Here is a 14,030-nt window from a genome sequence, read left to right on the forward strand (position 1 = left end):
CCGCGACGGTAGCGGGCCGGGGATCAGAACTTACGCACCTTCCGCCCATGGCGGGGTGGTGGGTCCTTCGCCGGTGGTGATGAGCCGCTTCAGGCTTCCGTTGACGAAGAAGCCCCACGCGCTGGAGCACTGGTCGAAGCATTCGACGCCCGGCACCAGCCCGACGTGCTCGAAGGTGACGACGGTCCGCCCGTCCCGGCGATCGATGCGGAAGTCGATCTCGGTGCCGACCCACTCGGCGGGGTCCTCGGTGAAGGAGAGCTTCGCGTCCAGGACGCGCCAGACCACCGCACGGCCCGGGACGAGCTTCGTGACCCCCTGCCGGGACACGTGCAGATCCCCGTACCGGTAGACGAACTCGTCACCGACCTCGCCGGCACTGCCGTCGATGTCACCGGTCCACCACCGCGACACGTCGACGATGGCCCGAAACACCTCGTCGGGACTCTGCTCCACCGAGAACGACGTACTGAAGCTGCTGTTCATGGGCCTCTCCGTCATTAGCAACCATTGGTTGCGTGAAACGGTAGCCCCGGAGGGGCAAATACGCAACCATCGGTTGCCTATCGCTGCGGCGGGTTCCTTCGTTCCCGGGACTCAACTCGGTGGACACGGGGTGATGGCTGTAGCAGGGTTCTGCTTCGTGTCGGGGGTCGAGGTCACCAAGCTGCACGACGATGAGGTGGACATCGACGCGTCGCTGGTGGCGCGTCTGCTGGCCGGGCAGTTTCCGGAGTGGGCCGGGCGGCCGGTTCGGCTGGTCGCGGCGTCGGGCACGGACAACGTGACGTTTCGCGTCGGTGCGGATCTCGCCGTGCGGTTGCCGCGTACCGGACGGACGCAGGGTCAGGTGGAGAAGGATCTGGCGTGGTTGCCCTACCTCGCCCCGAAGCTGCCCTTGGCCGTCCCGGAACCGCTGGCGGTCGGTTCGCCGAATGAGGAGTTCCCCTTCAGCTGGGGTGTCTACCGGTGGCTGGACGGCGCGACGTTCCGCCGGGATCGGCTCGCCGACCCGGCGGCCGCGGCCCGCGAGCTCGCCGGGTTCGTCAACTGCCTGCGGGAGATCCCCGCGAGCGGGGCGCCGCGGCCGCCGGACGACCCGTTCAGTCGGGGCACGCCGCTCGCGCCGCGCGACGGGCTGTTCCGGGCGGCGGTCGAGGAGCTGCGGGGCGAGTTCGACGCCGAGCTGGTACTCGCGGCGTGGGAGGCGTCGCTCGCGGCAGGCGCGTGGGACGGGCCGCCCCGGTGGATTCACGGTGATCTCATGTCCGGCAACGTGCTGGTGGCCGACGGCCGGCTCGCGGCCGTCATCGACTTCGGCACCGCGTGTGCCGCCGACCCCGCCGGCGACCTGCTGGCCGCCTGGTACCTGTTCAGCGGCGACTCACGGCGCGCCTTCCGCGACGCGCTGGAGATCGACGAGCACGCCTGGGCGCGCGCCCGCGGCTGGACCCTGTCCCTCACGATGATCGCGCTGCCGTACTACCGCGTCCGCAATCCCGACGCGGTGCGCAACGCCGCGCCCCTGGTCGCCGAGCTGCTGGCCGATTTCGCCGCGGAACAATAACCCCGCGCACCTGACCGAAAGGCCAGGTCACAGCGTTCCGGCAGGCCAATAACATGATCAGGTGACGGCGCATAGACCGCTTGGTCCAGGGGACGTGGCCGCCCCGGCTCCGGATGCGGTGCTGTTCCGGAGTTCGACGCTGCGGTCACTGCTCATCCTCGTGGCCACGACGGTCGCCGCCTGGGTGCTCGCGAAGGTACTGATATCGGCGCTGGTCGGGCACGGCGTGGGCTGGGGCGACCTCGGCTCCAGCCTGCTGTTCCCGATGGTTGTCCCGCTGACCGTTTTCGGTGGCACGGCGTGGCAGCAACGTGGTCGGCCCACGTGGATCCGGGTCTCCGGCCTCGGCATCGAGCTGGCGCAGCGCGGCGACCCGGTGTTCGTACCGTGGTCCCAGATCGCGGAGGCCCGGGTACGCCGCCGGTGGGTCTTCGCGGTCCTCGAGATCACCCCGGCGGATCTGTACGCGGTCAGAAGCGCCCTGCCGAGCCGCGACCTGCCGGGGATCCTGTACCGCCGCGGTGTCGCGATGTTCCGCGTCGAGGTCGGCACGATCCGGCCGGGCCTGTCCGAGCTCCGCGTCACCCTGGCCCGGCATCACCCCGCGGCGCTCGGCCCGCAGGTCGTGAGCCGGCCGGGCTGACCGGCCCCCGATCGCGCGCGGCGGCGACCGAGGCGAGCACGCCCGCGACGACGATGGGCAGGCCGATCGACAGCAGGCCGAGCAGCCCGAACAGCAGCAGCAGGACGGCGGACGCGGCCAGGGCAACCCGGCGGCGCGGCGCCGCGCGCCTGACTCCGTACAGGGAAAGCAGTGCTGCCGTGGTCAGGCCGACCACGAACCATGCCGCCGGCTGCCCGCCCTGCCGGCCGATGAGCACCAGATAGAGCACCACCATGACCGCGGTGATCGCGGCGGCCGCGGCCGCCGTCGGATCCCAGCCGCTCCACCGTATCGACGCCATGCGTTGATGCTTTCAGATCCGCGGCGACCGGCCGAGCCCCCGGCGGTCCGTGCGGACCGCCGGGGGCCTGCGCCGCTACTTCGGGAGGACGAACCGGTTGCGCCGGCGACGGGCCACGAATACGACCGCCGCGCCGACCAGGATCGCGGCCGCGCCGGCCAGGATCGCCGGGCCGGCGCCGACGCCGGTGACGGGCAGTGCGGACTCGCCGCCGCCGGTTCCACCGGGTGCCGCCGGGCTGCTGGAGGACGCCGCCGGGATGGGGTCCGCAGGGGCGGTGGTCTGGGTGCCGCCACCGCTGTTGCTGCCGGCGACCAGGGGCAGGGTGGCCTCGGACGTGCGGCCGCCCTTCACCTGGACGTGCCCCGCGTACTCGCTGCCCTTGAGCTTCCAGCCGGGTGCGGTCAGCCAGTAGTCGCCCGCCGGCAAGGTCGCGGAGAAGTAGCCGCCCGCGCCCGTCGTGACCGTCGCGACGGTCTTGGTCCTGCCGTCGTCCTGAATGACGATCGTGGCGCCGACGAGCCCGGGCTGAGTGTCGTCGGACTGGCCGTTGATGTCCACATACACCTTGACGTGCAGCACGCCGGTGACACCGGGCACCGCGATGTTGAAGCGCCCGGTGTTGTCGCCGGGGTTCGCCTCGCCCGCGTCATTGGTCGCGGCCCAGGAGCCGCTCGCGCGGCCGGCCACGCTCGCGGACTGGTCGATCGTGCCGGCCCAGTCGATGCTGAAGCTCTGACCCGGTGCGAGGTCCTGGTGCGCGGACGGCGGGTCGGTCCTGCGGTCCAGGCCGTCCTCGTCTCCGCCCTCGATGCGGGCGTTCACGGCGGTCGCTCCGCCCACATTCTTGATGGTGAACGTCGTGGTGACGGCGTCACCCACGGCATAGGTCGCCTTCGCCGGGGTCACCGCGATCGTGACCTGGAGATCGGGCAGGTCAGCGGCGGCCGCCGGAGAAGGCCCGATCAGCGCGGCCGACACGATGCCGCCGACGAGAATCGCGGTAGCCGACGTCATGTAGCGCCGGAGGTGCTGACCACTGTTCACAGACACTCCTGAATGGATCTTCGGATCGCTGGGCGGCAGAGTACAGCTGTTTCGCTGACCGCGTTGCCCCGCTACCGGCCTCCCGGACCTGCGCGAGCGGCGCGGCCTGCCAAGGTGCGACGATCAGGTCGGCGGGAGATTTCATCGGAGCCATGTCGATCCGCCGGCCGCTCGTTCGACGTGGGGGTGCGCGGGCCGAGAGGCGGTCCCTGCGGACGAGGAGAATGCGATGCCGAAATATCTGCTGATCATGCGGGGCACCGACGAGTCGAACGCGGCCATGATGGCCGACATCGAGGAGATGATGGCCTCGACCCGCCAGTTCATCGACGACGCGCTCAAGGCCGGCGTGCTCCTCGCGGCGGAGGGGCTGGACGATCCGGCCAAGGGCGCCGTGGTCGACTTCGGCGGCACGGCCCCGGTGGTCACGGACGGGCCGTACGGCGAGACCAAGGAGCTGTTCGGCGGCTTCTTCATGGTCGACGTCGCCTCGCAGCAGGAGGCGGTCGAGTGGGCCAAGCGGGTACCGGCGGCACGCGGGTCCAAGATCGAGGTTCGGCGGGTGCCCGGCAGCGACGAGGTTCCGCAGGCCTGATGGCCGACGTCGAGGCCGTCTGGCGGATCGAGTCGGCGCGGATCGTCGCCGCGCTGACCCGGTTCACCGGCGATTTCGGGCTGGCCGAGGACGCGGCGCAGGAGGCGGTGGCCGAGGCGCTGGTGTCGTGGCCGCGCGCCGCGCCGGCGAACCCGGGCGGCTGGCTGATGGCCACGGCCCGGCGGCGGGCGATCGACGCGATCCGCCGCCGGGCCGCCCTGCGGGACCGGTACGCCCTGATCGCGGCCGAACCGGCGGTCGACGACGACGTCGATCTCGACAGGATCGACGACGACGTGCTGGCGCTGATGTTCGTCAGCTGCCACCCGGTGCTCTCCCCCGAGGCCCGGGTGGCGCTGACCCTGCGCGTGGTCGGCGGGCTGTCCAGCGAGGAGATCGCCCGCGCGTTCCTCGTGCCCGTGCCGACCGTCCAGGCCCGCATCACCCGGGCCAAGAAGACGATCGCGGCGGCGGGCGTGCCTTTCGAGCTGCCGCCGGCCGCCGAGCGCCGGGAACGGCTGGGCGGCGTGCTCAGCGTCCTCTACGTGATCTTCACCGAGGGGTCGACGGCCACGTCGGGTGACCGGCTGCTGCGCACCGACGTCGCGTACGAGGCGATCCGGCTGGCCCGCACGCTGGCCGCGCTGCAACCGGACGAGCCGGAGGTGCACGGCCTGCTCGCGCTCTGCGAGCTGACCGCCGCGCGCTTCCCGGCCCGGACCGGGCCGGACGGCTCGCCGGTCCTGCTGGAGGAGCAGGACCGGCGGCTCTGGGACATCTCGGCGATCCGCCGAGGGCTCGCCGCGCTGGCCAGGGCGTCGGTCCGCGGCCTCGGCCCGTACGGCCTACAGGCCGCGATCGCCGCCACCCACGCGGAGGCGGCCTCGGTCGAGGCGACCGACTGGGACCGGATCGTGGTGCTCTACGAGGCCCTCGGCCGGGTCGCGCCCTCCCCGGTGGTCGAGCTCAACCGGGCCGTCGCCGTGGCCATGGTCTCGGGCCCGGCGCAGGGCCTGGCCATCGTCGACGAGCTGATCGCCGCGGACCGGCTGCCCGGTTCGCATCTGGTCCCGACCGTACGCGGTGAGCTGCTGGCCCGGCTCGGCCGGCGCCCGGAGGCCCGCGCCGAGCTGGAGCTGGCCGCCCGGCTCTGCGCCAACCAGCGCGAACGCTCGGTGCTGCTGCGCAAGGCGGCCGCGCTGAGCTGACCTCCGGCGCCGTCGATGCCACCCAGCCACACCTCGCCGGCAACGGCCTCGCACCCGCGTACCGATGACATAGGGGATCCGCGGGCTTTCCGATGGGCCGGGCTGAACGTTGGAGGGCGAGTGCCGACGAGCCGGCTCATGCGCACGAACCTGGTCGTCTCGGTGATCGCGCTCGCCGGGTTCCTGGTCATCCCGGACGACAGCACATTGCAGCTGGTGTGGCAGCTGGCCACCGGCTGGTACGCCGCCGGCATGATCATCGGCGTGGTCCTGCTCCGCCGGGTACCGATGGCGGCGACCTGGTGGCTGGTGGCCCTCGGAGTGGCGGGCAACGCCGGCGGCATCCTCGTCGAGTTCGTGCTCACGTACATCGACGGCGTACCCGACTTCCCGTCGTGGGCCGACGCCGCGTACCTCTCGATCTATCCGGCGGTCGCGGTCGGGCTGCTGCGGCTTATCCGCCGCCGCACCGCCAAACGGGACTGGACGAACATCGTCGACGCCACCGCGCTGACCACGGGCCTGGGCCTGCTGGCGTGGATCTTCATGGTGAAGCCGGCCGCCTCGGACCCGGAGATCGGGCTGTTCGGTCACATCGCGAGCGTCGCCTACCCGGTCGGGGACGTGGTGCTGCTGGCCATCACCGTCCGGCTGCTGCTGGCCGGTGGCGCCCGGAACCGCTCGTTCCGGCTGATCTGCGCCGCGCTGCTGACGTTCCTCGCCGGCGACGTCGCCTGGGCCGTGGTCAACCAGATGGTCTGGGCACCGGGGCCTTTCGCCCACAAGCTGCTGGGTGACGTGTTCCTCACCGGATACCTGCTGTTCGCGGCCGCTGCGGTCCACCCCGCCGCGCATACCCTGGCTCGCGATGTCACCCCGCGCCGGCCCCGGCCCAGCCGGACGCTGCTGCTGCTCCTGACGCTCGCGTCCCTCATCGGCCCCGCGCTGCTGATCATGCAGGCGCTCCGGCACCAGGTGACCGACGGGCTGGCCATCGGGCTCGGCTGCGCCGTGCTGTTCCTGCTCGTCGTCGCCCGGATGGCGCTGCTGACGACCCAGCTCGACATCCAGTCCCAGCGGGTCCGCGAGCTGGCGGTGACCGACGAGCTGACCGGTCTGCCGAACCGGCGCGCCTGGAACTTCGAGCTGCCGCGGACGATGGAACGTGCCCGCCGCAACGGCGAGCCGCTCACGGTGGCGATCCTCGACATCGACCACTTCAAGCGGTTCAACGACGCCAACGGCCACCCCGCCGGGGACCGCCTGCTCAAGGAGGCCTCCGCGGCCTGGTCGGGCACCGTACGCGCGGCCGACCACCTGGCGCGCTACGGCGGCGAGGAGTTCGTCCTGCTGATGCCGAACGCCACCGCCGACTACGCCCGCGACGTACTCACCCGGATGAAGCACGCCACGCCCATGCGCCAGACCTTCTCGGCGGGCGTGGCGACCTGGGACGGCGCCGAGACCTCCGACGAACTGACGGCGCGCGCGGACGCCGCCCTCTACCGGGCGAAGGACTCGGGCCGCGACGGTATCGCCGAGGCCGAGGCCCGGCCCGCACAGAACCCGCCGATCCGGCGGAGGCCGGCCGACCCACTCTGCAGCGGGGTCTGCGCCGGGATCGACGGCTGTTCCTGCGGCGGAGCCGGCGGGTACACCGTCCAGGTCGCCGGTCCGGTGACGACGGCACAACCGGCACGGGGCGGCAGGCACCGGATCCGGCGGCACGCCGTTCAGGTCTTCAGCGCGTTCAAGGACTGAATCGCGTCGCTGACGAGATCGTCGGTGTCCTCGACTCCGGCGGACAGGCGGACCAGGCCCGGGCTCATCGCGGCGTCCTGTATCTGGTCGGGCGGGAGAATGGCCTGCCACATCGTGGCAGGATGGACGACGAGGGTCTCGACGCTGCCGAGACTCGGCGCACGTCGCGCATAGCGCAGACCATCGATGAAGCGGTCCGCGGCCTCGTAGCCGCCGGCGAGCTCCAGGCTCAGCACCCCGCCGTAGCCGTCCATCTGCGCGGCCGCGACCCGATGCTGGGGATGGGTCGGCAGTCCCGGGTAGTACACCGCCGCGACGGCCGGGTGCGCCTCCAGCGCCCGCGCGAGCGCCAGGCCGTTGCTGTTGTGCTGGCGTACCCGCAGCGGAAGCGTGCGGATACCCCGCAGCAGCAGCCACGCGTCGATCGGGCCGAGCACCGCGCCGGTGATGATGGCGGCGTCCCAGACCCGGTCGAGCACCTCGGCGGGTCCGGCGAGGACGCCGGCCGACAGGTCGCTGTGTCCGCCGAGGTACTTGGTGGCGCTGTGCCACACCAGATCGGCACCGAGCGCCAGCGGCCGGCTGTTCACCGGCGTCGCGAAGGTGTTGTCCGCGATGGTCAGCGCGCCGGCCGCACGGGCCAGCTCCGAGACCGCGCGCAGATCGGTGATGTCCAGCAGCGGATTGCTCGGCGACTCCACAAGCACCAGCCGCGTCTCGGGCCGGATCGCGGCGGCGAACGCCCGCGGGTCGGTCTGGTCGACCTGCGTGCAACTCACCCCGAACCGCGGCAGCAGGTTCAGCAGGAGCGAGGGAACTCCGCCGTAGTGCCGTTGCTGCGCGACGATGTGGTCACCCGACCGCACCAGCGCCAGAACGGTCGTGGTGATGGTCGCCATGCCGGAGGCGAAGACCATCGCGGCCTCCGCACCTTCCAGGTCGGCGAGCACCGCTGCGACCTGTGCGTGGTTCGGGTTCCCGTAACGGGTGTAGAAGCCGCTACCCCGCCGCTGGAGTGCCAGCTCCGCGAACTCCTGCGCCGAGTCCGCGGCGAACGTCGCCGTCTGCACGATCGGCGGCGACACCGCACCGGCCGCGCGGGGCACTTCCGCGTCGGCGTGCACGGCCCGGGAACTCCAACTCGACATGCCCCGCCCTCTCCGTCAGCCCTCTCCGTCAGCCCTCTCCGTCAGCGGGGGAACCGGTCCAGCGGTGACCTGTCGCCGACGGACCAGTTGTGGCCGAACGGGTCGGTGAAGCCACCCTGGCGGTGTGTCCCCCAGGGCACCTGATGATCCTCGATCTCCGAACCGGCGGTAGCGCCCGCGGCGACGGCGCGCTCGATGAAGCCGTCCGGGTCGTCGGTGAACACCTCGATGCGGGTACTCGTGGCCCCCGCCTGGCCGGGGCTGGTCTCCGTGGGCTTGCGGGGATTGACCTCATGGAGGAAGAAGGCGGCGCCGCCGACCTCGAGGCCGGCCACGCCGCCGAGGTTCCACAGCTCCGCCGCGCCCAGCGCGGCCTTGTACCAGGCGACCGCGGCGTCCGCGTCCGAAACGATCAACATCACGGAGATCACCGGTGGCGAAGCCATGCACACTCCCTCGTCAAGGCACCTGGCACGAGACCGGCGGCGGCAGCGGTGGGACGCTGCGGTTCGCCGCCGGGATGCCGACCATCCGGCCGAGCAGGCCGGTCCCGTCGGCGACCAGCGAGTTCAGCAGGTCCTGCACCGGCTTGCGCGGGCTGATCGTCACGATCGCGGTCTCGAAGATGTCGGGAACCGGGATCTGCCGGTCGTCCAGCCGCGAATCGGAGGCGACCGCGCCGACCGCGCCGGCCACGTAGCTGGCGATCCAATGGTTGATCTCGGCCGCCATCTCGCTGCTCATCGTGCCCCAGCGCCAGTCCTCCTGGGGGTCGTTGAGCACAATCACCTCGTACGGGATGAACCGTTCCACCTCCGCGTACGGCGGGCCGGGCAGCCGCTCGGTGAGGATCTGGTTCGCCCACACCAGGTCGTCGGGTGCGTCACCCGAGGCCCGGTACGCCAGCTCCGCACGCCGGTCGCTCGGGAACCCGGCCCTGTCCGCGCGGAGCAGTTGCCGCTCACCGGCCGTCGCCGCGTGCAGCCGGTGCGCCGGAATGCCGCGGGCCATCAGGTACGTGGCGACCGCCTCGGCCCGCCGCAGCCCCAGCCTCTCGTTGTAGTCGTCGGCGCCCAGCGGGCAGGTGTGCCCGCTGATGTCGAGCACCTGCTCGGAGTGGGCGGTGAGGAAGTCGGCGGCCTGGTTGAGCGCCGTGATGCTCGGACCGTCCAGCACCGCCGAGTCCAGGGCGAAGTGCACCGAGCTGGGCACCTCGTTGACCGCCCGCGACGTCTGTGCGACCACGCCGCGCTGCGCGCGGCGGATCCGGCCCAGCGCCTGCGCCTGCACGAGCTGCTCCCGGGCGGTGATGACCGCGAGCTGCGCCTGGTCGGCGCTCTCCGCGGAACACTTCAGCCGGCCGTCGCCGTACGCGAGCCAGGGGTCTGGATGCGCCTCGCTCGCCACCCACAGGCCGCGCTCGTTGTCCCGGTCGTGCAGGGTGCCGCTGATCGCGCCGGAGATGCCGAGACCGACCAGCGGTTGCAGCTTGTCGCGGATGTCGTCGTCGAGCCACTTCAGCGCGCCCCACATCAGGGCGTCGACCATCGCACCGACCGCGGCGTCGGGCATCAGCACCTGCGGGCCTATCTGCCGGACCAGCTCCGTGCGGAGCCAGTTCTTCGCGTACGCGATGAGCGGCGGCATCGCCCGCGGCGCGAAGTCGTCCTGGTACCAGGCGATGATCGCGGCGCGGGGCGTGCGCACGTGCCCGGCGGAGAACGAGTCGGTCAGGAAGTGCTGGCCGAACGCCTCGGTGAGCTGCGCCTGCTGCCACAGCGGCTCGCTGTCGTCCAGGCCGGACAGCAGCGCGGTGAGCAGGGCGCTCTCGTGATGCGAGCTCCACGACGGGATCGCGGTGCCGCCGCCCGCGAAGTGCGGAATGTTGTGCATGGCCAGGTCGACGTACTGTGCGCTGTGGTTGTTGTCGTTGGTCATGATGCGCCGCAGCTCGGCGCGGCCCGCCGCGGTGGCGGCGGCCGCCTTCAGCTCCTCCACCGAGCCGTACTCGTCGCCGGCCAGCGACACCACGTCGCCCCAGGTGAGGATCAGGCCGCCACCCAGGTCGATGTCCGCGTTGGCGGCGTCGCCCAGCTCCTTGTGCTCCGCACGGCCGAAGCGGCGCACCACCGCCGACCCGGCGCCGCCGGACCCGGCCGGGGCACCGGGCGCCGGACCGCCGTCGCCGAAGCGCTGGGCGGTCAGCCGGGTCGCGATCGCCTCTGCCTCGCGCTCCGCGGGCGAGTCGCCCGGGCCGACGGTCAGCGAGCCGGCCGGCGCCCCCGCGTCGGATTGAAGCGTGTGCACCGCCTCGTGAGCGAGCAGGTGATAGCCGTGCCTCGACGACGGGTCGAACGCGCCCTGAGCAAAGTGGACGTCCTGCCCGACCGTGAACGCGTGCGCCTGCACCTGGTCGGACATCGCGGCCGAGCCCGAGCCGACGTGCACCCGGACCGCGTCGAGCGAGGCGCCCAGCCCCGCCTCGAGGCTGCCGCGGGCCTCGGCCGGGATCGGCGCGCCACCACCCGCGACCCGCAACCGATCGGCGAATCCGGGCGGCACACCACCACCGCCCGCTTCGGCGCCGCTGCGCATCAATCGGCTTATCGCCCGGTTGCCGGCCGGCCCCACCCAGTCCGGAATGCCGGGCCGGGCGGCAGGACCCCGATCCCGCTCGACGTGTTCGGCGCCCGTCGTCTCTCGTTCCCTGGCACGGACGCGTTCGACCATGCCTCCATCTCACCGACTCCACAAGATCAAGACAATGCCGCAGAGCTTTATAACGGATCGGCCAGAGAGAGTGAGGCGTCGCGCAGGTAAAGCCTGAAGCCCTCAGCTTCTGCCTCGAAGCCGAGTGACCGGTAGAGGTCATGTGCGCCGTCGATCGCATGCTTCTTGTGCGTCAGCAGTTGGACCTTGAAGCAGGACTCGCGACGGGCGGCGTCGAGAGCGCACCCGAGCATGAGTCTTGCTACTCCTCGCCGGCGATGCTCGTACCGAACCACAACGGCCTCGATAAACGCCGTCGGACGGCAGTCGTAGGTGATGTTGGGGAGGATTGACAGGCACGCCGTGCCGACCGGCTGTCCGCCGGACTCAGCGAGGTAGACCGTCACATCGGGGCTGCGAGTGATCCGGCTCCACATCGCGATCTGCCGTTTCGAGGGAGAGGCCGCGGGGGCAGGTAGTTCCGTTGGCCGGCTGGACTGGTTGTCTGCCAGCACTTGCAATACCGATGCAAGGTCGCCGTTCGTGGCAGGACGCACCGAGTACGCGTGAGTCATGCGTCGAGTATCCGCCGACCTCGCTCGTCGTGGAGACGCCCGCATCTACCGCAGATAACGCGCGGTCGGGTCTCGTTACCAGGCCCGCACGGGCTCGTCCGCCGACACTGACCGTAGTCGCCCTTGGTGATGCCGTGAGCTGCTCAGAAGCGACGCCTGCCGGGAGGCAAAGGTTAAACGGCAAGCTTAGCTAGTCTGTCGACACGGTCGTGAGCGCAGTTATCAACATCCGATGAAGTTCACGGTTTCAGCCATTTCCGCACGTCCTGTGCGTAGGCGCGGCACGTCTTCGTTCTCGAATCCCACCGAGATACCGCAGAACAGTATGAGCCGGTCACCGGCCCCGACTGTCTGGCTCACGGTCTTGCGATACATCGTCCACATCACCTGTGGGCAGCTGTGCAGCCCTTCCGCCCGCAGTAGCAGCATGACCGTCTGCAGGTACATTCCCGCGTCGCCCCACTGGCCCGGACCCATCGTCTGGTCGAGGTAGCAGAACAGGACGACTGGTGCCCCGAACGCGTCCGTGTTCAAGGCGGCGATCTTCATGGGCCGGTCGGGGTCGTCCCGCTCGATACCCAGCGCCGCGTACCGCTGGGCAGCCGCGGCGAAAGCGCGGTCCCGGTACGGCGCAATGAGGTCGGCCGGGTACATCGGATACTGCCGCTCGTCACCTCCGTCTCCCGCCAGCGCCCTGGCCGTCGCGCGTTGCTTCAGCTCGGCCAACGGCTCGCCGGTCACGACGTACACATGCCAGGGCTGGAGGTTCGCACTCGACGGAGCTCGCGTCGCTGCGGCCAGCACTCGTTCGAGGACCTCCTTCGGTACCGGCTCGTTGCTGAACGCCCGCACCGCGCGGCGACTGTCCACAGCTTCATACACATCCAACGTCAGTTCGTCCTTCCACTCAACGACACAGTCCCTCTGCCCGGATCTCCGGGCGGGATCAACAGGGTGCGCAACGGAGGTAGTCGTCTATGAGGTGGTGCAGGCGTTCCCAGTCGAAACTGTGATCGTGCCCGGGACGAACGAGGTAAACAGGTAGGGCACGCAGCCGGCGGAGGGAGTGGACAAATTGGCGTCTGTCGCTGCCGGGTAGGCAGTCGAGCAAGACGTCGTCATAGACCACGTCTCCGCTGAACAGCGTGCCGTCCGTCGCTGTCGTCGAACAGTGCGATGCTGCCGGGGCTGTGACCGGGTAGGTGCAGGACCGTCAGGGTGTGGCCACCCAGGTCGAGCAGGTCGCCGTCGGCCAGTGAACGGGTGGGCGTCACCGGTCTTACCCGGTAGGTGTCGAGGTCGTAGTCGCCGTGCGGCCGGGCGGTCAGCAGCACCGGCGGCAGAGGGTCAACCAGACCCATCTGGTGGGGCAAAACCAGTCCGGCGCCACTGGCAGGGAGGAGGTCATCGGGCCTGCTCCCGGATCAGTTGCCGGCACGGTGGTCGGGTCAGCGCGGCGTACGATGCGCATGCCACCAGCAGGCCGATTCCCCACAGTGTGTAGCCGGCCATCTCCAGGAACAACGGCAGGAACGGCCCGCCGAAGTCCCCGCGGATCCAGGCGGTATTTCCGGCGATACCGAAGTACGCGGTCAGGCCCGCCCCGACGAACAGCCCCGGGCCGAGCACCAGCCAACGCGGCACGGCCCGTCCCCGCAGTGGTCCCACCCAGGCCGGCCACAGCCGACCCCAGCGGTGAGCCAGCGCCAACGGCAGCACCGTGCCGGCCAGACTGATCAGCACCATGAAGACCACCATGGCGCTCCACGACACGTTCGCCCGGCTCACCTCGGACTGCCACCGCCCGGCGATCGTATCGGCCAGCCACACACTGATCCGAGCCGCGAACCCGGCAACGGCGACATACGCACCGGCGAAGGCCCAGCCGGGTGCCCGCTCTGCCCGGCTCTCCGGTGACTTGCCGTGCACCCGCCCGCACAACTCGCAGGGACGCACGGCCAGGCGCCGCTCATCCACGGCGACGCGCAGGCAGAGAACCCCGGCGACGGCGCCACCACCAGTAGCCAGCAGACTTGCGACAATGCCGGACCTGGCGCCCTCGAACAGCAGCGCCACCAGCGTTATCGGGAACAGGAACGAGTAGACGCACAGGGCGACGCCGGCAAGGGCGGTGATCCCTGCAAGCACATGGCGGCGGGTGTCGCCTACCTCTCGGCGGGCGGTAGCCGCGGCTGCGAGACACCCAACCGTCGCCAGGACACCGAGTGCCACCGGAACCCATCCGCCGGGAAAGTACGACTCCCGACCGTTGAGGAAAAGCGGCGCGCCGCCGATCGCCCACCACAGATGAACCACAACGTATACGGCTTGCCAGACGAGCGCGATAAGCCGGACCGATCCATCGACTCTCAAGACTCGATCACCATGGTCGCAGTCTCCGCATCCCAGCTTGGACGGCGCTGAGGAACGCTCAGCCACCGCTCAGCCTTCGACC

At 70.9% G+C, this 14,030-nt stretch carries 15 protein-coding genes; 5 read left to right on the forward strand and 10 right to left on the reverse strand.

Annotated elements, in window-relative coordinates; translation table 11 throughout:
- Positions 1-30: 30 nt before the first annotated feature.
- A complete protein-coding gene (locus tag BJ971_RS28720) occupies positions 31-486 on the reverse strand; it encodes an SRPBCC family protein (RefSeq protein WP_184996298.1) in 456 nt (151 codons plus the stop codon).
- A 133-nt stretch (positions 487-619) separates the two neighbouring features.
- On the opposite strand from BJ971_RS28720, the gene BJ971_RS28725 reads away from it, so the two are divergent.
- Both BJ971_RS28725 and BJ971_RS28730 read left to right on the forward strand, forming a co-directional pair.
- On the forward strand, positions 620-1,567 hold the full coding sequence (locus tag BJ971_RS28725) for an aminoglycoside phosphotransferase family protein (protein WP_184996299.1): 948 nt from the start codon (positions 620-622) through the stop codon (positions 1,565-1,567).
- Positions 1,568-1,661: 94 nt separating this feature from the next.
- Complete coding sequence (locus tag BJ971_RS28730; protein ID WP_184996300.1) at positions 1,662-2,210, forward strand: hypothetical protein; 549 nt, start codon at positions 1,662-1,664, stop codon at positions 2,208-2,210.
- Here BJ971_RS28730 and BJ971_RS28735 read toward each other — a convergent pair.
- Both BJ971_RS28735 and BJ971_RS28740 read right to left on the reverse strand, forming a co-directional pair.
- Positions 2,149-2,532, reverse strand: a complete 384-nt coding sequence (locus BJ971_RS28735) for a hypothetical protein (RefSeq protein WP_184996301.1) — start codon at positions 2,530-2,532, stop codon at positions 2,149-2,151. The two genes, BJ971_RS28730 and BJ971_RS28735, sit on opposite strands and share 62 nt — an antisense overlap.
- Positions 2,533-2,607: 75 nt before the next feature.
- Positions 2,608-3,579: an LPXTG cell wall anchor domain-containing protein gene (locus BJ971_RS28740; RefSeq protein ID WP_184996302.1), complete on the reverse strand. Its 972-nt coding sequence runs from the start codon at positions 3,577-3,579 to the stop codon at positions 2,608-2,610.
- A 229-nt stretch (positions 3,580-3,808) separates the two neighbouring features.
- Here BJ971_RS28740 and BJ971_RS28745 point away from each other — a divergent pair, with 229 nt between their 5' ends.
- From BJ971_RS28745 to BJ971_RS28755, 3 genes are all read left to right on the forward strand, one after another.
- Complete coding sequence (locus BJ971_RS28745; RefSeq protein ID WP_184996303.1) at positions 3,809-4,174, forward strand: YciI family protein; 366 nt, start codon at positions 3,809-3,811, stop codon at positions 4,172-4,174.
- Entirely contained in the window at positions 4,174-5,382 is a 1,209-nt protein-coding gene (locus tag BJ971_RS28750) for an RNA polymerase sigma factor (RefSeq protein ID WP_184996304.1), read from the forward strand. The genes BJ971_RS28745 and BJ971_RS28750 overlap by 1 nt, the downstream gene beginning before the upstream one ends.
- Positions 5,383-5,520: 138 nt before the next feature.
- Positions 5,521-7,143 (forward strand): GGDEF domain-containing protein, encoded by a 1,623-nt coding sequence (locus BJ971_RS28755; RefSeq protein ID WP_239087495.1) that lies wholly within the window; start codon positions 5,521-5,523, stop codon positions 7,141-7,143.
- On the opposite strand, the gene BJ971_RS28760 is transcribed toward BJ971_RS28755, so the two are convergent.
- The 7 genes from BJ971_RS28760 to BJ971_RS28790 form a co-directional block, all read right to left on the reverse strand.
- Complete coding sequence (locus BJ971_RS28760; protein WP_184996305.1) at positions 7,116-8,291, reverse strand: trans-sulfuration enzyme family protein; 1,176 nt, start codon at positions 8,289-8,291, stop codon at positions 7,116-7,118. The two genes, BJ971_RS28755 and BJ971_RS28760, sit on opposite strands and share 28 nt — an antisense overlap.
- 41 nt (positions 8,292-8,332) lie before the next feature.
- Entirely contained in the window at positions 8,333-8,737 is a 405-nt protein-coding gene (locus tag BJ971_RS28765) for a VOC family protein (protein WP_184996306.1), read from the reverse strand.
- A 13-nt stretch (positions 8,738-8,750) separates the two neighbouring features.
- Positions 8,751-11,021: an eCIS core domain-containing protein gene (locus BJ971_RS28770; RefSeq protein WP_184996307.1), complete on the reverse strand. Its 2,271-nt coding sequence runs from the start codon at positions 11,019-11,021 to the stop codon at positions 8,751-8,753.
- A 47-nt stretch (positions 11,022-11,068) separates the two neighbouring features.
- Positions 11,069-11,575, reverse strand: a complete 507-nt coding sequence (locus BJ971_RS28775; RefSeq protein WP_184996308.1) for a GNAT family N-acetyltransferase — start codon at positions 11,573-11,575, stop codon at positions 11,069-11,071.
- A 222-nt stretch (positions 11,576-11,797) separates the two neighbouring features.
- Positions 11,798-12,457: a nitroreductase gene (locus tag BJ971_RS28780; RefSeq protein WP_239087500.1), complete on the reverse strand. Its 660-nt coding sequence runs from the start codon at positions 12,455-12,457 to the stop codon at positions 11,798-11,800.
- Positions 12,458-12,693: 236 nt separating this feature from the next.
- Entirely contained in the window at positions 12,694-12,936 is a 243-nt protein-coding gene (locus BJ971_RS28785) for an MBL fold metallo-hydrolase (RefSeq protein ID WP_184996310.1), read from the reverse strand.
- Between the two features lie 43 nt (positions 12,937-12,979).
- Entirely contained in the window at positions 12,980-13,948 is a 969-nt protein-coding gene (locus BJ971_RS28790; RefSeq protein ID WP_184996311.1) for a hypothetical protein, read from the reverse strand.
- Positions 13,949-14,030: the final 82 nt, after the last annotated feature.

It is taken from the genome of Amorphoplanes digitatis (genome assembly GCF_014205335.1).
Taxonomy (GTDB): Bacteria; Actinomycetota; Actinomycetes; order Mycobacteriales; family Micromonosporaceae; genus Actinoplanes; species Actinoplanes digitatus.

Bases quoted from the DNA above. Each gene is read 5' to 3' on its own strand.
- BJ971_RS28745 (WP_184996303.1), top strand. From the start codon at position 3,809: ATGCCGAAATATCTGCTGATCATGCGGGGCACCGACGAGTCGAACGCG.
- BJ971_RS28765 (WP_184996306.1), bottom strand. From the start codon at position 8,737: ATGGCTTCGCCACCGGTGATCTCCGTGATGTTGATCGTTTCGGACGCG.
- BJ971_RS28725 (WP_184996299.1), top strand. From the start codon at position 620: ATGGCTGTAGCAGGGTTCTGCTTCGTGTCGGGGGTCGAGGTCACCAAG.
- BJ971_RS28775 (WP_184996308.1), bottom strand. From the start codon at position 11,575: ATGACTCACGCGTACTCGGTGCGTCCTGCCACGAACGGCGACCTTGCA.
- BJ971_RS28720 (WP_184996298.1), bottom strand. From the start codon at position 486: ATGAACAGCAGCTTCAGTACGTCGTTCTCGGTGGAGCAGAGTCCCGAC.
- BJ971_RS28750 (WP_184996304.1), top strand. From the start codon at position 4,174: ATGGCCGACGTCGAGGCCGTCTGGCGGATCGAGTCGGCGCGGATCGTC.
- BJ971_RS28785 (WP_184996310.1), bottom strand. From the start codon at position 12,936: ATGGGTCTGGTTGACCCTCTGCCGCCGGTGCTGCTGACCGCCCGGCCG.
- BJ971_RS28755 (WP_239087495.1), top strand. From the start codon at position 5,521: ATGCGCACGAACCTGGTCGTCTCGGTGATCGCGCTCGCCGGGTTCCTG.
- BJ971_RS28760 (WP_184996305.1), bottom strand. From the start codon at position 8,291: ATGTCGAGTTGGAGTTCCCGGGCCGTGCACGCCGACGCGGAAGTGCCC.
- BJ971_RS28770 (WP_184996307.1), bottom strand. From the start codon at position 11,021: ATGGTCGAACGCGTCCGTGCCAGGGAACGAGAGACGACGGGCGCCGAA.
- BJ971_RS28735 (WP_184996301.1), bottom strand. From the start codon at position 2,532: ATGGCGTCGATACGGTGGAGCGGCTGGGATCCGACGGCGGCCGCGGCC.